Genomic DNA, 20,512 nt, shown 5'->3' on the forward strand with positions numbered 1-20,512 from the left:
AGTCCAGGGCATAGCGAGTCTCCTCTTCTATGCCAGTTATAACTGTTACCCATGTATCCGGTCTAAAGTGTTACCTATGTTTCCGGTTCATACCCTGAGCTTACCCGGCCTACTACGTATGTAGGCCGGGGTACTGCGATTACGCGTCCGGGAACTCGCGAATCAAACGCTCAACGTCCTCAACCATATGGTCGTTACCCACGAAGAACGAACGACGCTGGTGCAGGGTTTCCGGCACGATATCCAGAATACGCTCTTTCCCGTCGCTGGCCTTACCGCCGGCCTGTTCCGCGAGGAACGCCATTGGGTTGCACTCATACAGCAGACGCAGCTTCCCATCCGGGTGGCTGGCAGTGCTTGGGTACAGGTAGATCCCGCCTTTCAGCAGGTTGCGGTGGAAATCGGCAACCAGAGAACCGATGTAGCGTGAGGTGTACGGGCGCTGCGTGGACTTATCTTCTTCCTGGCAGAACTTGATGTACTTCTTCACCCCGTTCGGGAACTTGATGTAGTTACCTTCGTTGATGGAGTAGGTGGTACCGCGCTCAGGGAAGCGCATACGCTCCTGACACAGGCAGAACACGCCCAGAGACGGGTCGTAGGTAAAGGCGTGTACGCCGCAACCGGTGGTGTACACCAGCATGGTGGAGGAGCCGTAAACCACATAGCCCGCGGCGACCTGGCGGTTGCCCGGCTGCAGGAAATCTTCTTCGGTGACCGGCGTGCCCACTGGGGTTACGCGGCGGTAGATAGAGAAGATAGTACCGACAGAGACGTTAACGTCGATATTAGATGAGCCATCCAGCGGGTCCATCAGGACCACATACTTCGCGTGTTCGCAGCCGTCGAATACGACAATTTCGTCTTCTTCTTCGGAGGCGATACCGGCGACGATGTCACGGGCGCGCAGTGCGGCTTTCAGCTTCTCGTTTGCGAACAAATCGAGCTTTTGTTGTACTTCTCCCTGTACGTTTTCTGCGCCGCTGGCACCCAGGATATCGACCAGGCCGGCCTTATTGATATCGCGGTGGATGATCTTGGCACCTAACTTTATTGCCGACAACAAAGCAGTGAGCTCACCGGTAGCATGAGAGAACTCGTGCTGCTTTTCGACAATAAATTCACCTAACGTTTTCATAACACTTTCCCTGACAGTGGATGTTGAGTAAAACGACTGCAACAATCTTAACAAAGAATAAAAAAAATTCGCACTGGTGAATCGCGCCAGCAAACTACGGAATATCCTTAAATGCATTTCTCTGCCGGCAAACATATGGGTAAAATGCGGGGCAGATAAAAAAAGGATAGTGACGTATGCGCATTCATATTTTGGGTATTTGTGGCACCTTCATGGGCGGTCTGGCGATGCTGGCTCGTTCGCTGGGTCACGAGGTCACGGGTTCGGATGCCAATGTGTATCCCCCGATGAGCACGCTGCTTGAAAAGCAAGGCATTGATTTAATTCAGGGTTATGACGCAAGTCAGCTCGACCCGCAGCCGGATCTGGTGATCATCGGCAACGCCATGACGCGCGGCAACCCGTGTGTGGAAGCGGTGCTGGAGAAGAACATTCCGTATATGTCCGGCCCGCAGTGGCTGCACGACTTCGTGCTGCGCGATCGCTGGGTTGTGGCGGTTGCCGGTACCCACGGCAAAACCACCACCGCCGGTATGGCGACCTGGATCCTCGAAGAGTGCGGCTACAAGCCGGGCTTCGTGATCGGCGGCGTACCGGGTAACTTCGAGGTTTCCGCGCGTCTGGGCGACAGCCCGTTCTTCGTGATTGAAGCCGATGAATACGACTGTGCCTTCTTCGATAAGCGTTCCAAATTCGTGCATTACTGCCCGCGTACGCTGATCCTCAACAACCTTGAGTTCGATCACGCGGACATCTTCGACGATCTGAAAGCTATCCAGAAACAGTTCCACCATCTGGTGCGCATCGTTCCGGGCCAGGGCCGTATCATCCTGCCGGAAAACGACGCCAACCTGAAACAGGTGATGGCGATGGGCTGCTGGAGCGAGCAGGAGCTGGTGGGCGAACAGGGCCACTGGCAGGCGAAAAAACTCAATACCGACGCCTCCGAGTGGGAAGTACTGCTCGACGGTGAAAAAGTCGGTGAAGTGAAGTGGGGCCTGGTCGGCGAACACAACATGCATAACGGCCTGATGGCGATTGCCGCCGCGCGTCATGTCGGTGTGACGCCAGCCGATGCCGCCAACGCGCTGGGCAGCTTTATCAACGCCCGCCGTCGTCTGGAGCTTCGTGGTGAAGCTAACGGCGTTTGCGTTTATGACGACTTCGCGCACCACCCAACGGCTATCCTCGCGACGCTGCAGGCGCTGCGCGGCAAAGTTGGCGGCACGGCGAAAATCATTGCCGTGCTGGAGCCGCGTTCGAACACCATGAAAATGGGCGTCTGCAAAGACGACCTGGCGCCGTCTCTGGGCCGCGCCGACGAAGTGTTCCTGCTACAGCCGCAGCATATTCCGTGGCAGGTTGCGGAAGTGGCAGAAGCCTGCGTGCAGCCCGCGCACTGGAGCGCTGACGTAGATGCGCTGGCCGATATGATTGTGAAGAGCGCCGAGCCCGGCGACCATATTCTGGTGATGAGTAACGGCGGCTTCGGCGGCATTCATCAGAAGCTGCTCGACGGGCTGGCGAAGAAAGCGCAGCAGGAGTAATTCGCTGATGTTGCGCTGAGCGGGTTGCCCCTCACCCTAACCCTCTCCCCACGGGGGAGAGGGGACCGATCGAGCCGCTAGCACGGTTGGTTTTCTCCCTCGCCCCTTTGGGGAGAGGGCCGGGGTGAGGGGAGCTCGCTCGATCTAGCCCTTTCCCCGGAACCCAAAAATGCTTACCGCTAAAAAAATCACCTCAACCGACTCCGTCCTATTCCCCCCACTCGATACCCTTTACACCCACGCCTTTCCCTGGCACGAACAGCGCGAACTCCCCGCTAAGCAGCGCGCGCTCAACTCCCCGCACTACGCGCTGGAAGCGTGGTTCGATGGCGAGCAGTTTATTGGCATGAGCGGATGCTGGGCGTTCGACGGCTACGTCTATATTGAACATCTGGCCGTCGACAGCAGCCTGCGTTCGCAGGGGTACGGCAAACGTCTGCTGGGGCAAATCCTTGAACGTGCGCCGAAAACGATTCTGGAAATCGACCCGTTGACCACCGAGGTTGCCCACAAACGCCTGCGTTTCTATGAAAGCATGGGATTCTTCGCCAACCCGTGGCCGCATGCGCACCCGACCTATCATGCGGGCATCGCCGATCATGAGCTGATAGTGCTGAGCTACCCGCAGCCGATTGACGAGGCGCAGTACCAGCGTTTCAACGATGATTTGTGCCGGATTGTGATGGCATAACGAGGCATCATTGCCGGATGGCGGCGTAAGCGCCTTACCCGGCCTACATTCGGAGCCAATTGTAGGCCTGATAAGCGTAGCGCCATCAGGCGGTCTCACGCAGATAAAAAAATACCCTCACGAAGAGGGCATTTTCTTGAAGCTTAGTCCTGGTGTTCGGACAGCTCGCGCAGATACTGGAAGATCTGGCGGGAAGACTTTGGCGGTTTGTTACCGGCTTTTTCTTTCCTGGCGTTACGCACCAGTGAACGCAGCTGCTGACGGTCGGCGTCAGGCCACAGGTTCATCACTTCTTCGATAGCTTCATCGCTACCGTCAACCATACGGTCACGCAGTTGTTCCAGTTTATGGAAAACAACAACCTGCTGGTTGTGGCGGTTTTTCAGCTTATCCAGCGCCTGACGGAAAGGTTCTACGTCACGCTGACGCAGCATTTTACCAATCAGCTGCAGCTGGCGGCGGCGGCCTTCCATCTTAATACGCTGTGCCAGTTCAATGGCGGCGCGCAGGTCTGCGTCCAGCGGGATTTTATCCAGCGCGTTCTTACCGAGCTCAACCAGTTCTACCCCAAGCTTCTTCAGCTCTTCGGCATCACGTTTAATTTCACTCTTGCTGACCCAGATAATTTCATCATCTTCGTCTTCGATATCATCACCGGGGACGTCGTCGAGCCAGTCTTCGGGCTGCTTTGTCATTTCAGGCTCCTTAAAAAAGAGGCTAATACTAACAGCTTGAGCGCATACTGAGAAAGGGTTCTCTGTTAGACTTCATTTAACTTTACCTCAGATTATGGCTTAGACGATGAAAGTGATCACACAAGTTGCACAACAACGTATTGCGCTGGAAAAAGCGGTCTCTATGGCGCTGGAACTGGCAGCCACTCAATCAGACGGCGCGGAAGTGGCGGTCAGCAAGACCACCGGCATCGGCGTAAGCACCCGTTATGGTGAAGTCGAAAACGTCGAATTCAATAGCGACGGGGCGCTGGGGATCACCGTCTATCACCAGAACCGTAAAGGCAGCGCGTCGTCCACCGACCTGAGCCCGGATGCTATCGCCCGTACCGTACAGGCGGCGTTAGACATCGCACGCTACACCTCGCCGGACCCGTGTGCAGGCGTGGCAGACAAAGAGCTGCTGGCCTTTGAAGCTCCGGATCTTGACCTGTTCCACCCGGCGGAAGTCTCCCCGGATGAAGCCATCGAAATGGCGGCCCGCGCCGAGCAGGCTTCCCTGAAGGCCGATAAACGTATTACCAATACCGAAGGCGGCAGCTTCAACAGCCACTACGGCATTAAAGTCTTTGGCAACAGCCACGGCATGCTGCAAAGCTACTGCTCAACCCGTCATTCCCTGTCCAGCTGCGTGATTGCCGAAGTGAACGGCGACATGGAGCGTGACTACGCTTATACCATCGGCCGCGCGCTGGGCGATCTGAAATCCCCGGAATGGGTCGGTGAAGAGTGTGCGCGTCGCACCCTGTCTCGCCTGGAGCCGCGCAAGCTCTCCACCATGAAAGCGCCGGTGATTTTCGCGAATGAAGTGGCAACCGGGCTTTTTGGTCACATGGTGGGCGCGATTGCGGGTGGTTCGGTTTACCGTAAATCCACCTTCCTGCTGGACTCCCTCGGCAAGCAAATTTTGCCTGAGTGGCTGACCATTGAAGAGCACCCGCACCTGCTGAAAGGGCTGGCCTCCACGCCGTTTGACGGCGAAGGCGTGCGCACCGAGCGTCGCGACATCATTAAAGACGGCGTGCTGACCCAGTGGCTGCTGACTAACTACTCCGCGCGTAAGCTGGGCCTGAAGAGCACCGGTCACGCGGGCGGTATCCACAACTGGCGCATTGCCGGTCGCGGCCTGAGTTTTGAAAAGTTGCTTAAAGAGATGGGCACGGGTCTTGTCGTGACTGAACTGATGGGGCAGGGTGTTAGCGGCATCACCGGCGACTACTCTCGCGGTGCATCCGGCTTCTGGGTTGAGAATGGCGAAATTCAGTATCCGGTGAGTGAAATCACCATCGCTGGCAACCTGAAAGACATGTGGCGCAATATGGTCACCATCGCCGACGATATTGAGACACGCAGTAATATTCAATGTGGTTCCGTACTGCTTCCGGAGATGAAAATCGCCGGGCAGTAATCACGTATTGGGCGCATCCTGCTGCGCCCGTTCGCTTAAATAATAAAAAGGAAGTGAGCAATGCGTAAAAAACTGGTAGCGATGCTGGCGGTCTCCGCGCTGGCGCTGGGTTCGGCTTCTGCCTTCGCCGATCTGGGCGAAGATATGGACACCCTGGCGGAAAATCTGCAGGTCGTGCAGAAGACCACCGACGCGGGTGAGCTGAAAGCGGCGCTGACGAAGATGCGTACCGCGGCGGAAGACGCTAAAAAAGAGACCCCGCCGAAGCTGGAAGGCAAAGCGGCTGACAGCGCAGAAATGAAAGACTATCGTCATGGTATGGATACGCTGATTGGTCAGATTGATGGTGCGCTGAAGCTGGCGAACGAGGGCAAAGTGAAAGAAGCCCAGGCCGCCGCGGAAGCTTTCAAAACCACCCGCAACGAGAACCACAAGAAGTTCCGCTAACCCTATCTCCGGAAGGTGTCGCCTTGACGCCTTCCGTCTTTCTCCCCCGAAAACTTCACCGATATCACACTTTTCACCTTCGTTTTGCCATTCGCCTTTCCAATGACCTTGTCCCTCAGACGTGATATTCATCACGAGAATATATCGAAATCGTTACTTTCGTGGCGAATATGTGAATCCGATCACTCAAGCCGTCTACCTTTCCACTTCGAAGTGGAAAACAACTCGCTACAAACTCCCATCCCCCGGCGGTAGGTTTATCCCCAGAGACATTAGCGGGGTATCACGAGTGAATAACGGAGCGGTAATACACGACGCAGGGGAGCAGGCGCTACAGACCGAACGGTTGGCCGACAAGATGTTGCAGCAGGTGTTCGCACTGTTACGCCGCCGCGGTATCACCCCTAACGACGTGCAGGAGCAAATGCTGACCTCCCACGTGCGGGCCATGGCCCACCGGTCCATCAGCGGCGAGCCGCTGCCGGAAGTGGATGAAAGCCTGTTTGAAGAGATTTCTGACGATTCAATGATGCTTGCCCGCGAAGTGGTCGCGGCGTTCGGCAACCTGCCTGATGAAGAGGCCTGGCTGCTCTCCGTTCACTTCGAAGTAGCAAAAGACAACCTGTAAGGAGCAACAAATGGAACAGATCACCGTAGTAATTGGCGACCGCCTGGGTAAAGGACAAAAAGTTGCCGCTGGCGCGGAAAAAGCCGGTGCTCGTGCAGTTGTGGTACCGGGCGTTGCCGCCGACATGAAGCTGGGCGACATGATGAAGGCCGAGAACGCGACCTTCGGTATCTCCTTCTGCGGCAGCGGCGGTGCGGGTGCTATCACCGCGCAGACCAAATATGGCTACAAAGCGAAATACGGCATGCGTTCGGTGGAAGAGGGCGTCACCGCTATCAACGAAGGCTGCAACGTGCTGGGCTTCGGCTTTATGGATAAAGAAGAGCTGGGCGAACGCCTGGTAGAGGCCTGGAAGAAGAAGTACGGCGCTTGAGTATGAAAGAGCAATTCACCACCACGGTGAGGGTCACGGGCAAAGGCGAAAGCAAAACACGGGCGTTCGCCGATGCCCTGAACCACGTGCAGGCAGCGGTGATGAAAACATCATCGCGCATCTTACTGCGTATTGAGCCACAGGATGTGCAGGTTGTTCATGCGCGCGAAGCGGTACGAAAAGAGGCGTTCTTATTCTTCTTTTTACGCCGTGAACGACGAGCGTACAGCGTGGAGCTGGACGTGACCGTCAACGTGACCGCCATTGATATCGATAAAGTGGATTTCGTCACGCACACCTGATTTTCACCAAAGGGTCAGACTATGTTCCTGATAATTTTAATAAAATCGCTCATTATCGGCGGCCTGGTTGGCGTCGGCGTGGGCGCCGGAGCGGCACGCATGTTTCACGCGCCCACCACGCAGGGGATGGGGGCGTTTCGTACGTTGGGCGAGCTGAACTCCTGCGAAGGCGATCCGGCTTCCCACTTCTCCTTTGGCCTTGGCTTCTTCTTTAACGCCTGGGCTTCTTCCGTCGCAGCAGGTTCCTTCACCCAGGACGTTGACCACCGCATTATCCCGAACTGGGGCGCGGCGGCACTGATGGTGAAAAATCGCAATGTCGGTGAGACGCTGCATGACCCACGTAAAATGGCGATTGCCTGCGGCATCATCGGCATGATTGTGGTGGCCTTCCTTAACCTGACGGCCTCTTCCGTACCGCAGGCGTTGCAGGTCACTGCCGTTAAGGTACTGGTTCCGGCAGCCAACCTGCTGGTGAACACCGTGATGCCGGTTATCTTCTGGCTGGCGGCGATTGATGCCGGTAAAAAATCAGGCTTCTGGGCCACCATCTTCGGCGGCGCAGCGCAGCTGATTATGGGTAACGCCGTACCGGGCCTGGTACTGGGTATTCTGATTGGTAAAGGTGTAGAAGAGAGCGGCTGGCATCGCGTCACCAAAGTGATGATGGGCGCTATCGTTGCACTGTTTGTCCTGAGCGCCTTCTTCCGCGGCTTCGACATGAAGATGATTGAATCCTTCCACCTGACCGTACCGAACTGGCTGGATCTGATCCACAGCTCAATCAGCGGCAAATAACGGGAGCCTGACATGGAACAAAATAAAGGTTTTTGGTATGCCGACTGGTCGTTCCCGATCTTCGTTGGTCTGCTCTCCTCCGGCGTGTTCGCCGGGACGCATATGTACTACCTCTACGGCATCGGCGCTTTCAACGAAGTGGCCTTCGTGGCGATGCTGAAAGCCGGGATTGATACCGGGGCTTACGGTGCCGTTGCCGCGTTCGGCGCGAGCTTCCTGTTCGCCCGTATCATCGAAGGTTCGCTGGTGGGGATTCTGGACATCGGCGGCGCTATCCAGACCGGGGTTGGCCTCGGCGTTCCAGCGCTGCTGCTGGGCGCGGGCATCATGTTCCCGGTGACCAACTTTATCGCCTCCCTGATTACCGGGCTGGTGATTGGTCTGGCGATTGGCTACATCATCATCCTGGCGCGTAAGTTCACCATCAATCAGAGCGACTCCACCTACGGGGCCGACGTGATGATGGGCGCGGGTAACGCCTCCGGTCGCTTCCTCGGCCCGTTGATTATCCTCAGCGCCATGACCGCTTCGATTCCCATCGGCGTAGGCTCGCTGATTGGCGCGCTGATTTTCTATGTCTGGCAGAAGCCGATTACCGGCGGCGCCATTCTCGGCGCGATGCTGCTGGGCTCCATCTTCCCGGTGGCTATTAGCTGATAGCGTTTCGTTGTAGGCCGGATAAGGCGTAGCCGCCATCCGGCAACGCCGCCTGATGGCGCTGCGCTTATCAGGCCTACACGCCCCCATTCCAACAGGAGAGAGATATGTTTGATTTACTCCTGCGCCGTGCGCGCCTCGTCGACGATACCCTGACTGATATCGCCATCAAGGACGGTTCAATCGCGGCGCTGGGCGAGATTAGCGCGCCTGCCCTGAAAACCATCGACCTTGACGGCAAATACTACGCCAGCGCTGGCTGGATTGACTCCCACGTCCACTGCTACCCGAATTCACCGATTTATCACGATGAACCAGACAGCGTCGGTATCGCCACCGGTGTCACCACCGTGATTGATGCTGGCAGCACCGGGGCCGACGACGTGGATGATTTCTACCAGTTGACCCGCAAAGCCGCGACCGAGGTCTATGCGCTGCTCAACATCTCCCGCGTCGGGCTGATTGCCCAGAACGAACTGGCCAATATGGCCAATATCGATGCGGAAGCGGTGAAGCAGGCGGTGGCGCGCCACCCGGACTTTATCGTTGGCCTGAAAGCGCGCATGAGCAGCAGCGTGGTCGGCGAAAACGGCATTACGCCGCTGGAGCGTGGTAAAGCCATCCAGAAAGAAAACGGCGACCTGCCATTAATGGTGCACATTGGCAACAACCCGCCAAACCTCGATGAAATTGCCGAGCTGCTGAGCTCCGGCGACATCATCACCCACTGCTACAACGGTAAACCAAACCGCATTCTGACGCCGGAAGGCGAACTGCGCGGCTCCATCGTGCGTGCCTTAAAGCGCGGCGTGCGCCTCGACGTCGGCCATGGCACCGCCAGCTTCAGCTTTGAAGTGGCCCGCAGGGCGATTGCGATGGGCATTCTGCCGCACACCATCAGCTCCGATATCTACTGCCGTAACCGTATCGACGGCCCGGTGCGTTCGCTGGCGCTGGTGATGTCGAAGTTCCTCGCCATCGGTATGTCGCTGCCGCAGGTTATTGACTGCGTCACCGCCCATGCCGCCGACGGCCTGCGCCTGACTCGTAAAGGGCAACTGGCGGTGGGCTATGACGCAGACCTGACGCTGTTTACCGTTGCCCAGACCCCAACGGTGCTGGTGGATGCGGAAAAAGAGAGCCTTCAGGCTGACAAGATTTTGCTGCCGCTTGCCGCGATCCGCGCGGGCAAGGGCTATCTGACCGAACAAGGGAGTGCGGAAAATGCCTTCGATTTTTGAGAAATACGATTTAAAACAGGTGATTAACACCTCCGGCCGTATGACGATTCTTGGCGTTTCTACGCCGCGCCCGGAAGTGGTGGAAGCCGCGATGGCGGGCATGAACCAGTACTTCGAGATGAAAGACCTGGTGAATAAAACCGGTGCCTACATTGCGAAGCTGCTGGATGTAGAAGGAGCGACCGTTGTCTCCTGCGCCTCCGCCGGGATTGCGCAGTCGGTGGCGGCGGTGCTGGTAAAAGACAGCGACTGGCTGCTGGAAAACCTGCACGTCACCCCGATTGAAAACAACGAAATCGTGCTGCCGAAAGGCCACAACGTCAACTTCGGCGCACCGGTCGGCACCATGGTGGCGCTGGGCGGCGGCAAGCTGGTGGAAGCGGGCTACGCCAACGAATGCTCTGCCGACCAGCTGGCGGCAGCTATCACCCCGCGTACCGCAGCCATTCTGTACATTAAATCCCACCACTGCGTGCAGAAAAGCATGCTCAACGTGGCGCAGGCCGCGGCGGTCGCGCGTAGCCACAACCTGCCGCTGATTGTTGATGCGGCGGCGGAAGAAGATTTACAGGCCTACTACCGCGCGGGCGCAGACCTCGTTATCTACAGCGGCGCGAAGGCCATTGAAGGGCCAACCAGCGGGCTGGTGATCGGTAAAACCCAGTATGTGGAGTGGGTCAAACGTCAGTCTAACGGCATTGGTCGTGCGATGAAGGTGGGCAAAGAGGGCATTCTTGGCCTGACCTGCGCCATTGAACATTACCTGACGGCGACCAAAGAGAGCGGCGAAGAGATGGTGGCGAAAATGACCCCGTTCATCAATCAGCTTAATACGCTCAACGGCGTGACCGCCCGCGTGGTGTGGGACAGCGCGGGCCGCGACATTGCGCGCGCCGAGATTAAATTTGATGAAGCCGTGACCGGCGTCCACACCGGCGACCTGGTGGCGGCGCTGAAGCAGGGCGAATACGCCATTTACTTCCGCGGCTACAAGGCCAACGAAGGCATTATCGAAGCCGATGTCCGCAGCGTGGATGCGCAGCAACTGGAGATTGTCTCCCGTCGTATTGCTGAAGTCTTAAACCAGGAGAAAAAAGCATGAAACTGACCCCAAACTTTTACCGTGACCGCGTCTGCCTGAACGTTCTGGCAGGCAGCAAGCAGAACGCCAGCGAGATTTATGAAGCGGCGGAAGGTCATGTGCTGGTGGGCGTGCTCTCCAAAAACTATCCGGACATCGCCAGCGCGGTGGCCGATATGCGTGAATACGCAAAGCTGATTGATAACGCGCTGTCTGTTGGCCTGGGCGCAGGCGACCCGAACCAGTCGGCGATGGTCAGCGAAATTTCCCGCCAGGTTCAGCCACAGCACGTAAATCAGGTCTTCACCGGCGTCGGCACCAGCCGTGCGCTGCTGGGGCAGAACGAGACCGTGGTCAACGGTCTGGTGTCGCCAACCGGCACCGTCGGCATGGTCAAAATCTCCACCGGCCCGCTGTCCAGCAACGCGCCGGACGGCATTGTGCCGCTGGAAACGGCGATTGCCCTGCTGAAAGATATGGGCGGTAGCTCGATTAAATACTTCCCGATGGGTGGCCTGAAGCATCGCGATGAGTTTGTTGTGGTAGCCGAAGCCTGCGCGCGCCATGATTTCTGGCTGGAGCCAACTGGCGGCATTGACCTCGACAACTACGGTGAAATCCTGAAAATTGCGCTGGATGCTGGAGTTAGCAAAATTATCCCCCATATTTATAGCTCGATTATTGATAAGGCGAGCGGGAATACGCGTCCGGCGGATGTGCGTCAGCTGCTGGATATGACGAAACAGCTTGTTAAGTAGTGCGATTAGCCCCCTCACCCCGGCCCTCTCCCCATAGGGGAGAGGGAGAAAACCTACCGTGCCTTTTGCGCCGAACGTGCGTAAACGCGCCGAACGGTCCCCTCGCCCCTTTGGGGAGAGGGAGAAAACCTATCGTGCCTTTTGCGCCGCTCGTGCGTAAACGTGCCGAACGGTCCCCTCGCCCCTTTGGGGAGAGGGTTAGGGTGAGGGGAAAAACCCCCACCGAACCATCAAGGAGTCACTATGCAAACCGCTCGTCACCTGCTTGTTGCTTCACTCCCTCTGCTTGCCGCCAGCGCCGCCGCGCAAACCCAGTACGCCTGGGTGGGAACCTACAACCCTAACGGCGAAGGTCTGTACCGTTTTACCGTCGATGGCAAAACCGGCGAGCTGCGCGATAAAGCGCTCGTCAGTGCGCTGCCGAACGTCGCGCAGCTGACCGTCAGCCAGGATGGCAAAACCCTGTACGCCGCCAGCGAAGTAGAAAAAGGTGTGGTGCAGGCGTGGCGCATTGCCGCGAGCGGTGAGCTCAGCGAGCTGAATCAGGTAGCTTCCGGTGGCGCGGGGCCGGTCTATCTCTCGCTGACGCCAGATGGCCGCCATCTGCTGGTCGCCAACTACGTGAGTGGCTCAATTGCTGTATTGCCAGTGAAAGAGGACGGCAGCCTGGGTGAGGCGGTAGATGTGCATCAGGATCAAGGCCCCGCTGGCGCAGCGCGACCGGCTGCGGCGGCAGAAGGCAGCTTTGCGGTCAGCGATCATAACGGCCCGCATGCCCATATGATCTCGGCCGATCCGAGCGGGCAGTTTGTCTTCTCCACCGATCTGGGGCTCGACCGCATCTATCAGTACCGGATGGACAGCTCCAGCGGCAAGCTGACGCCGAACGACCCGCCGTTTATCGCCGCATCGTCCGCCGGGGCGGGGCCGCGACATTTTGTCTTCACCCCTGCCGGGAATGGATTATGGTTGATTAACGAAGAAGCTTCCACGCTGACCTTTTATCACCTCGATAAACAGAGCGGACTGCTGCGCGAAGGGAAAACGGTCTCTGCCTTACCAAAAGAGTACAAAGGCACCAGCTTTGCCGCCGGTCTGGTATTAAGCCAGGACGGCAAGCAGCTGTACGTCGCTAACCGCTTACACAACAGTATCGCCCACTTTACCGTGATGGCCGATGGCAGCCTGAAACATCAGGATGACATCTGGACGCGTGGCGACTATCCGCGAACGTTAACGCTGGATAAGCAAGGGCACTGGCTCTATGTGATGAATCAGCGTAGCGACAATATCACCCGCTTTAGCGTCGCGCCGAAGGACGGAAAACTGACGTTCTCCCCGGACTACACCCCGGTTGGCAGCCCATCCCAGATGGTGATTTCTGCCACCCCTTAAGCCGTAACAGGAAGGAACCGACGTGAGATTTCCCAATCAACGTTTAGCGCAACTCTTTACTCTGCTGCAAAACGAAACGCTGCCGCAGGATGAACTGGCGCAGCGCTTGTCGGTTTCGACCCGTACCGTGCGCGCCGATATCACGGCACTGAATGAGCTGCTGATGAACTATGGCGCACAGTTTGTGCTGGCTCGCGGCAGCGGTTATCAGCTGAAGATTGACGATCCTTCTCGCTATCAGACGCTGGAAGAGACAGCGCCTAAACCGCAGCACATTCCCCGCACCGCGCAGGATCGCATTCACTTTCTGCTGGTGCGTTTTCTGACGTCGGCGTTCTCTATCAAGCTTGAGGATCTCGCCGATGAATGGTTTGTCAGCCGCGCGACGCTGCAGGGCGATATGGTAGAGGTGCGCGAGCGCTTTCAGCGCTATCAGCTGACGCTCGAAACGCGCCCGCGCCATGGCATGAAGCTGTTTGGCAGCGAAGTGTCGATTCGCGCCTGTCTGACCGACCTGCTGTGGGAGTTAAGCCAGCAGGGACCGCTCAATCCGATGATCCGCCAGGAAGCGTTTGATGACAGCGTGCCAGCCACGCTGGAGGCCGTGCTGGAAGAGACGCTGGTGCGTCATCATGTGCGCCTGACCGATGTCGGGGAGCGCTTTATCTGCCTGTACGGTGCGGTCGTCGCACGCCGCGTAAGTGACGGCTATCCGCTGGCGGATTTCAGCGCCGAAGAGGTCGCGCAGAACGTGCGTGATGTCGCTCATGACGTGGCCAGCGCGCTGCAAAAGCTCACCGGAAAACCGTTCTCTCAGGCCGAAGAAGCCTGGCTGTGCGTGCATCTTGCTGCGCGGCAGGTTCAGGACGTCGACCCGGAAACCATCAGCGCCGACGATGACGAAGCGCTGGTGAACTACATCCTGCGCTATATCAACCAGCAGTATAACTACAACCTGCTGGATGACGCGCAGCTGCACGCGGACCTGCTGACCCACATTAAGACCATGATCACCCGCGTGCGCTACCAGATTATGATCCCCAACCCGTTGCTCGATAACATCAAGCAGCACTACCCGATGGCGTGGGATATGACGCTGGCGGCGGTTTCAAGCTGGGGGAAATATACCCCCTACACCATCAGCGAAAACGAAATCGGTTTTCTGGTGCTGCACATCGGCGTGGGGTTAGAGCGCCACTACAATATCGGCTACCAGCGCCAGCCAAAGGTGCTGCTGGTATGCGATGCCGGTAACGCCATGGTGCGGGTGATTGAAGCCATTTTGCAGCGCAAATACCCGCAGGTGGAGATTGCCGCCACTCTATCCCAACGTGAGTACGAACAGCTGGAAAGCGTGAGCGAAGATTTTGTCATTTCCACGGTGCGCATCAGCGAAAAAGAGAAGCCGGTCGTCACCATTTCACCGTTCCCTACGGACTACCAGCTGGACCAGATTGGCAAGCTGGTGCTGGTCGACCGCACCCGCCCGTGGATGCTGAACAAATTCTTCGACGCCGCCCATTTTCGGGTTATCGACGGCCCGATGGACCAACAGACGCTGTTTGCCGAACTCTGCCAGCAGCTTGAGCAGGAAGGGTTTGTCGACGAAGCATTCCACGCTTCGGTGGTGGAGCGTGAAGCCATTGTCAGCACCATGCTCGGCGATGGCATTGCATTGCCGCACGCCCTCGGGCTGCTGGCGCAAAAAACCGTGGTCTACACCGTCATTGCCCCTCAGGGCATCGCCTGGGGCGACGAAACCGCCCACATCATCTTCCTGCTGGCAATTAGCAAAAGCGAGTATGAAGAGGCGATGGCTATCTACGATATTTTCGTCACCTTCCTGCGCGAACGCGCCATGACGCGCCTCTCTGCAACCCGCAGCTTTGATGAGTTTAAAGCGGTAGCGATGGAGTGCGTCAGCCGGTTTTGAGAGGCGTTATCCAGAATGTAATGTAATTCAAGTGTAATGCTATAATGCATTACATCTTTACGCTTTCTGGAGGCATAATGGCCACGCTCAACGTCCGACTGGACGATAATCTCAAAAAAGAGGCTTATGCCGTGCTGGAAAAACTCGATATCACGCCAACCGAAGCCGTCCGGCTTCTCTTTCAGTACGTGGCCGAAAATGGGCGCATGCCGGTAAAAACGGTGACCATTAGCGATAGCGAAGAGGCGCTACTGCAAAGCGTTCGGGAGCGTCTGGCTAATCCGGAGAAGGGCATCAAGGTTAGTCTGGATGACCTATGAGCTGGCGTTTGATCCCCGTGCGCTCCGGGAGTGGCACAAGCTCGGTGAAACGGTAAAAGCACAGTTTAAAAGCCGTCTGGCAAAGGTGCTGCAGCACCCACAAGTGCCTTCTGCCAGGCTGCATGAATTTCCTGACTGCTACAAAATAAAGCTCAAAGCGTCTGGGTATCGGCTGGTGTATCAGGTGCGCGACGACGTTGTGGTTGTTTTTGTTATCGCGGTGGGAAAACGAGAAAGGTCAGCCGTTTATCAGGATGCACATAAACGACTGTAACGCTTAACGTAGGTGGTGCACCACCTGATTACTGCTGCCGCGCCAGATAAGCGCCGGGTCTTTTAAGTCCTGCACAAACTTACCGTCAACCAGCACGTTGATAAGGTCGACGACCTCCATCTGTGCGGCGTTGAGTTCGTCAATCTTGTAGCCGGTCCAGACCCAGATATCTTTGCCGGGGCATTCGGCGTGGATGCGCTGCACCAGCTTGAGAATTTCCGGCACGTTTTGCGGGTGCAGCGGGTCGCCGCCGGAGAGTGAAATCCCCTGGCGTTTTACACGGGTGTCGTTCAGGTCGGCGATGATGCGGTCGGCCATCTCGGCGGTAAACGGCTGGCCGGAGTTCACGCGCCAGGTGCTCTTGTTGTAGCAGCCGGGGCATTCGTGAACGCAGCCAGAAACAAACAGCGTGCAGCGGGTGCCGGGGCCGTTAACGATGTCGACGGGGTAGTATTGATGGTAATTCATGTTCGCGTTCCAGATTTTCGGCCGGTATACGGTCGTGCAGCGAGCGGTAAAACGATCCCCTCTCCCCTGAGGGGAGAGGGTTAGGGTGAGGGGGCAAACCGCTCGAACTTAACCGAGCTGCCCGTTACCCAGGTGCTTCACGCGGCGCTTCACTTCTTCCTGCTTACCGGCGTTGAACGGACGGGCGTCCGGGCTGCCGAGGTAGCCGCAGACGCGGCGGGTCACGGAGACGCGCGCAGCGTCGTGGTTACCGCATTTCGGGCAGGTGAAGCCTTTGCTGGTGCACTCGAACTCACCGGTAAAGCCGCACTCGTAGCACTCGTCGATTGGCGTGTTGGTACCGTAATACGGCACGTGCTGATAGCTGTAATCCCACACGTCTTCCAGCGCCTTCAGGTTGTGCTGAATGTTCGGGTATTCGCCGTAGCAGATGAAGCCGCCGTTGGCGATTGGCGGGTAGGCCGCTTCAAAATCAATCTTGTCGTACGGGTTCACCTTCTTCTCCACGTCGAGGTGGAAGCTGTTGGTGTAGTAGCCTTTATCGGTCACGCCTTCAACGAGGCCGAACTCGGCGGTGTCCAGACGGCAGAAGCGGTCGCACAGGTTTTCGCTTGGCGTGCTGTACAGGCTGAAGCCGTAGCCGGTTTCGTCTTTCCACTGGTCAACGGCGTCGCGCAGACGCTGAACAATCGCCACGCCTTTTTCACGCAGCATTTCGCTGTCGTACATATGCTTATTGCCGAACAGCGCGTTGATGGTCTCGTGGATGCCGATGTAGCCCAGGGAGATAGACGCACGACCGTTTTTGAAGATTTCGGAAACATCGTCGTCCGCTTTCAGACGCACGCCGCAGGCCCCTTCCATATAGAGGATTGGCGCCACACGGGCTTTCACCCCTTCCAGACGGGCGATGCGGGTCATCAGCGCTTTACGCGCCAGCACCAGACGTTCGTCCAGCAGTGACCAGAACGCGGCTTCGTCGCCTTTTGCTTCCAGCGCGATACGCGGCAGGTTGAGGCTGATAACGCCGAGGTTATTACGGCCATCGTGAACCTGCTCGCCGTCCTCGTTTTCCCACACGCCGAGGAAGCTGCGGCAGCCCATTGGGGTTTTAAACGAACCGGTGACTTTTACCACCTGATCGTAGTTGAGAATGTCCGGGTACATGCGCTTGCTTGCGCACTCCAGCGCCAGCTGTTTGATGTCGTAGTTGGCATCGCCCGGCTTGTGGTTAAGGCCATCACGGATCGCGAAGACCAGTTTCGGGAACACCGCGGTTTTGCGGTTTTTGCCGAGGCCCGCAATACGATTACGCAGAATGGACTGCTGAATCAGGCGGGATTCCCAGCTGGTACCGAGGCCGAAACCAAAGGTCACGAACGGGGTCTGGCCGTTGGCGGTATGCAGCGTGTTGACTTCATACTCCAGCGACTGGAATGCGTCGTAGCACTCTTTCTCAGTACGAGAACGGGCATACTCTTCCGCGTTCGGGATCTGCCACTCTTCAGCGGTTTGGCGATGCTTGTTGAAGCTGGCAGCAACGAACGGCGCCAGTACTTCGTCAATACGGTTGATGGTGGTGCCGCCGTAAATGTGGCTGGCTACCTGCGCGATAATCTGCGCGGTCACCGCAGTTGCGGTAGAGATGGATTTTGGCGGCTCGATTTCCGCGTTGCCCATCTTAAAGCCCTGAGTCAGCATGCCTTTCAGGTCGATCAGCATACAGTTGAACATCGGGAAGAACGGCGAGTAGTCGAGGTCGTGGTAGTGGATAACACCGCGCTCGTGCGCCATCACCACGTCGTGCGGCAGCAGGTGCTGGCGAGCGTAGTGCTTAGCGACGATACCGGCCAGCAGGTCGCGCTGGGTCGGGATCACTTTACTGTCTTTGTTGGCGTTTTCGTTCAGCAGCGCCGAGTTGGTCTGCTCAACCAGGCCGCGAATTTCCTGGTTCAGACGACCGCGTTTCTCACGCTGGCTGTCGCGGTCGTGGCGATATTCAATATAGGCACGCGCGAGCTGCTTGTACGGCCCGGACATCAGCTGGTTCTCAACGGCGGTCTGAATCACGTTGATATCAACCTGCGCCTGGCCCTGCATTTGTTGGCTAACGATTGCTGCGACGGTGGCGCAATAGTCTGCGTCATCGACTCCCGCTGCTTTAGCTGCACGCAGAATTGCTTCTTTGATGCGCTCTGATTTGAACGGCACTTTACAGCCATCTCGTTTCATCACATGCGGTGTCATGATCACTCCAATTTTATAAGTACGTTATAAGAACAGGTTATCCACAGAGGCGGGAAAACGACGATTGGCGTAATCACTCCATTAACCAATACTTTCCCTCGTGTGCGGCCCAGGTTATCCACATATCGTCTATCTTTTTGGTGATTATCATTGTTGCAATGATAGACGATAAATACCATATGTTGGGCCGGGACGCATTTTAAGTTCTATATGTAGTGATTTGCATCAAAGATGTTTGCGCTTTTATTGATTCAGAACAAAGTAAAAATGCAAGAGTACAGATGACAGGCGCTGAGGGTAATGTAAATTTTTCTGCTCAAGAAGTGTCCAAAAAAGGACCAAAAAACAGCGTGATGCGAAGAAGCCCGGCAGCAGGGCGCTACCGGGCCGGAGGGTTAACGCTGAAGCCACCAGATAGCTTCAAACGGACGCAGCGTCATGCCTGCAGGGGTATCGTAGTTGCTCATCAATACCTCGCCGTCGGTGGAGCCAGCCGGTGGCTCCCAGGCCTGCGGCTCGCCGCTGAGGTTGGCGGCGACCAGCAGCGTTTGCCCCTGCCACTGACGGCGGTAGCACCACAGTGACGGGTGCTCAGGCAACAGATCCTCATAGTCGCCCCAGGTCAGCACCGGTTCAGATTTACGCAGCGCAATCAGTTGCTGGTAGGCGTAAAACACCGAGTCAGGCTCTGCCAGCGCGCGTTCGGCGTTGATCTCTGCATAGTTATGGCTGACGCCAATCCACGGTTTGCCTTTGGTAAAACCGGCATTAGGGCTAGCGTCCCACTGCATTGGTGTACGGCTGTTGTCGCGGGATTTGCTGGCAAGGATCGCCAGTAGTTCGTCGGCATCACGCCCCTGCGCCAGCAGTTCGTTATACATGTTATGGCTCTCCACGTCGCGGTACTGCTCAATCGTCGTGAAGTGCGGGTTGGTCATGCCAATCTCTTCACCCTGATAGATGTACGGCGTGCCCTGCATCCCGTGCAGCACCATCGCCAGCATCTTCGCCGCGGTGACGCGGTGTTCGCCTTCGTCGCCAAAGCGCGAGACGATGCGCGGCTGGTCGTGGTTACACCAGAACAGCGCGTTCCACGCGCGGTTGTGCATTCCCTGCTGCCAGTGGCTGAACAGCGACTTCAGCGCCACGAAGTCCGGGCGCGCCAGCGTCCACTTCTCGCCGCCAGGGTAGTCCACCTTCAGGTGGTGGAAGTTAAAGGTCATCGACAGCTCTTTGCCGTCGAGAGAGGCGTACTGCTGGCAGTTTTCAAGCGTGGTCGAGGACATTTCGCCAACGGTCATCAGGCCGCGCGGTGTAAAGACATCACGGCTGAACTCCTGCAGGAACTCGTGGGCGCGCGGGCCGTCGGTATAGAAGCGGCGGCCGTCGCCCTGATGGTCATCCGGGAAGCTCTGGTCTTTGGAAATGACGTTGATGACGTCGAGGCGCAGGCCATCAACGCCGCGATCGGCCCAGAACTCGCAGACCTTTTTCAGCTCGGCGCGTACCGTTTCATTTTCCCAGTTGAGATCCGCCTGTTCGGTAGCGTACAGGTGCAGATAGTACTGGCCGCTGGCCGCGTCCCATTGCCAGGCGTTGCCGCCAAACTTCGAGCGCCAGTTGTTCGGCGGGGTGTCCGGCGTGCCGTCGCGCCAGATATAGAACTGGCGGTATGGGCTCTCTTTCTTCAGCGACTCTTTAAACCACGCATGATGAGTGGAGGTGTGGTTGAGCACCATGTCCAGCACGATGCGAATCCCGCGCTGATGCGCCTCGGCAACCAGCTGGTCAAAATCGTCGATCGTGCCGTAAGAGGGGTCGATCTCGGTGTAGTTGGCAATATCGTAGCCGTTATCGACCTGCGGTGAGACGTAGAACGGCGTTATCCAGATGGCATCAACGCCGAGCTTTTGCAGATAGTCGAGACGTGAGGTGACACCGCGCAGATCTCCCGTTCCGCTGCCGGTCGTGTCCTGGAAGCTTTTCGGGTAGATCTGGTAAATCACGCCGTTTTGCCACCAGTGAGGTAGTGTATTCATTCGGTTGTCCTCTAATAAGAATCAGGGGCGCAA

General features: G+C 57.2%; 21 protein-coding genes. 16 read left to right on the forward strand and 5 right to left on the reverse strand.

Annotated features, from left to right (window positions below; translation table 11 throughout):
• Positions 1-139: 139 nt before the first annotated feature.
• Positions 140-1,138: a class 1 fructose-bisphosphatase gene (fbp, locus tag ACLGE8_RS19595; protein ID WP_411000598.1), complete on the reverse strand. Its 999-nt coding sequence runs from the start codon at positions 1,136-1,138 to the stop codon at positions 140-142.
• A gap of 176 nt (positions 1,139-1,314) precedes the next feature.
• On the opposite strand from fbp, the gene mpl reads away from it, so the two are divergent.
• Together mpl and ACLGE8_RS19605 are read left to right on the forward strand one after the other, a co-directional pair.
• Positions 1,315-2,685: a UDP-N-acetylmuramate:L-alanyl-gamma-D-glutamyl-meso-diaminopimelate ligase gene (mpl, locus tag ACLGE8_RS19600; RefSeq protein WP_035892744.1), complete on the forward strand. Its 1,371-nt coding sequence runs from the start codon at positions 1,315-1,317 to the stop codon at positions 2,683-2,685.
• Positions 2,686-2,854: 169 nt separating this feature from the next.
• Positions 2,855-3,376, forward strand: coding sequence for a GNAT family N-acetyltransferase (locus ACLGE8_RS19605; RefSeq protein WP_411000600.1), 522 nt, complete (start codon positions 2,855-2,857; stop codon positions 3,374-3,376).
• Positions 3,377-3,519: 143 nt separating this feature from the next.
• On the opposite strand, the gene yjgA is transcribed toward ACLGE8_RS19605, so the two are convergent.
• On the reverse strand, positions 3,520-4,071 hold the full coding sequence (gene yjgA / locus ACLGE8_RS19610; protein WP_185669140.1) for a ribosome biogenesis factor YjgA: 552 nt from the start codon (positions 4,069-4,071) through the stop codon (positions 3,520-3,522).
• A gap of 106 nt (positions 4,072-4,177) precedes the next feature.
• Here yjgA and pmbA point away from each other — a divergent pair, with 106 nt between their 5' ends.
• The 14 genes from pmbA (at position 4,178) to ACLGE8_RS19680 (ending at position 15,725) form a co-directional block, all read left to right on the forward strand.
• Complete coding sequence (gene pmbA / locus ACLGE8_RS19615; RefSeq protein WP_411000602.1) at positions 4,178-5,518, forward strand: metalloprotease PmbA; 1,341 nt, start codon at positions 4,178-4,180, stop codon at positions 5,516-5,518.
• Positions 5,519-5,578: 60 nt separating this feature from the next.
• Positions 5,579-5,965 (forward strand): cytochrome b562, encoded by a 387-nt coding sequence (cybC, locus tag ACLGE8_RS19620; RefSeq protein WP_411000604.1) that lies wholly within the window; start codon positions 5,579-5,581, stop codon positions 5,963-5,965.
• 289 nt (positions 5,966-6,254) lie between these two features.
• Positions 6,255-6,593, forward strand: coding sequence for a glycine dehydrogenase (locus ACLGE8_RS19625; RefSeq protein ID WP_411000606.1), 339 nt, complete (start codon positions 6,255-6,257; stop codon positions 6,591-6,593).
• 10 nt (positions 6,594-6,603) lie between these two features.
• Entirely contained in the window at positions 6,604-6,966 is a 363-nt protein-coding gene (locus ACLGE8_RS19630; protein ID WP_004206501.1) for an SFCGS family glycine-rich protein, read from the forward strand.
• Between the two features lie 2 nt (positions 6,967-6,968).
• Positions 6,969-7,268, forward strand: coding sequence for a DUF4312 family protein (locus ACLGE8_RS19635; RefSeq protein ID WP_395596518.1), 300 nt, complete (start codon positions 6,969-6,971; stop codon positions 7,266-7,268).
• Between the two features lie 21 nt (positions 7,269-7,289).
• A complete protein-coding gene (locus ACLGE8_RS19640) occupies positions 7,290-8,066 on the forward strand; it encodes a DUF4311 domain-containing protein (RefSeq protein WP_123651112.1) in 777 nt (258 codons plus the stop codon).
• Between the two features lie 12 nt (positions 8,067-8,078).
• Positions 8,079-8,723: a DUF4310 family protein gene (locus ACLGE8_RS19645; RefSeq protein WP_035892755.1), complete on the forward strand. Its 645-nt coding sequence runs from the start codon at positions 8,079-8,081 to the stop codon at positions 8,721-8,723.
• A gap of 107 nt (positions 8,724-8,830) precedes the next feature.
• Positions 8,831-9,964, forward strand: a complete 1,134-nt coding sequence (locus ACLGE8_RS19650; RefSeq protein ID WP_411000608.1) for an amidohydrolase/deacetylase family metallohydrolase — start codon at positions 8,831-8,833, stop codon at positions 9,962-9,964.
• The gene (locus ACLGE8_RS19655) at positions 9,948-11,066 is read left to right on the forward strand and encodes a DgaE family pyridoxal phosphate-dependent ammonia lyase (protein WP_333499732.1); all 1,119 of its coding nucleotides are present in this window, start codon (positions 9,948-9,950) and stop codon (positions 11,064-11,066) included. Before ACLGE8_RS19650 ends, ACLGE8_RS19655 begins: the two co-directional genes overlap by 17 nt.
• Positions 11,063-11,803 carry a 2-dehydro-3-deoxy-phosphogluconate aldolase gene (gene dagF, locus ACLGE8_RS19660; protein ID WP_411000610.1) on the forward strand — a complete coding sequence of 247 codons (741 nt, stop codon included), beginning with the start codon at positions 11,063-11,065 and terminating at the stop codon, positions 11,801-11,803. The genes ACLGE8_RS19655 and dagF overlap by 4 nt, the downstream gene beginning before the upstream one ends.
• Before the next feature lie 243 nt (positions 11,804-12,046).
• Positions 12,047-13,198: a lactonase family protein gene (locus ACLGE8_RS19665; RefSeq protein ID WP_411000612.1), complete on the forward strand. Its 1,152-nt coding sequence runs from the start codon at positions 12,047-12,049 to the stop codon at positions 13,196-13,198.
• Positions 13,199-13,220: 22 nt separating this feature from the next.
• Positions 13,221-15,131 (forward strand): BglG family transcription antiterminator, encoded by a 1,911-nt coding sequence (locus tag ACLGE8_RS19670; protein WP_411000614.1) that lies wholly within the window; start codon positions 13,221-13,223, stop codon positions 15,129-15,131.
• Positions 15,132-15,208: 77 nt separating this feature from the next.
• Positions 15,209-15,451, forward strand: a complete 243-nt coding sequence (locus ACLGE8_RS19675; RefSeq protein WP_035892763.1) for a type II toxin-antitoxin system RelB/DinJ family antitoxin — start codon at positions 15,209-15,211, stop codon at positions 15,449-15,451.
• A complete protein-coding gene (locus ACLGE8_RS19680; protein ID WP_411000616.1) occupies positions 15,441-15,725 on the forward strand; it encodes a type II toxin-antitoxin system RelE family toxin in 285 nt (94 codons plus the stop codon). Before ACLGE8_RS19675 ends, ACLGE8_RS19680 begins: the two co-directional genes overlap by 11 nt.
• Positions 15,726-15,728: 3 nt before the next feature.
• Here the strand turns inward: ACLGE8_RS19680 and nrdG are convergent, their stop codons facing one another.
• The 3 genes from nrdG to treC form a co-directional block, all read right to left on the reverse strand.
• Entirely contained in the window at positions 15,729-16,193 is a 465-nt protein-coding gene (gene nrdG / locus ACLGE8_RS19685) for an anaerobic ribonucleoside-triphosphate reductase-activating protein (RefSeq protein WP_123651106.1), read from the reverse strand.
• Between the two features lie 108 nt (positions 16,194-16,301).
• Positions 16,302-18,440 carry an anaerobic ribonucleoside-triphosphate reductase gene (nrdD, locus tag ACLGE8_RS19690; RefSeq protein ID WP_411000619.1) on the reverse strand — a complete coding sequence of 713 codons (2,139 nt, stop codon included), beginning with the start codon at positions 18,438-18,440 and terminating at the stop codon, positions 16,302-16,304.
• Between the two features lie 395 nt (positions 18,441-18,835).
• On the reverse strand, positions 18,836-20,479 hold the full coding sequence (gene treC, locus ACLGE8_RS19695; RefSeq protein WP_411000621.1) for an alpha,alpha-phosphotrehalase: 1,644 nt from the start codon (positions 20,477-20,479) through the stop codon (positions 18,836-18,838).
• Positions 20,480-20,512 lie beyond the last annotated feature (33 nt).

The sequence above is a fragment of the Kluyvera sp. 142486 genome, from assembly GCF_046569695.1.
Classification (GTDB): Bacteria; Pseudomonadota; Gammaproteobacteria; order Enterobacterales; family Enterobacteriaceae; genus Kluyvera.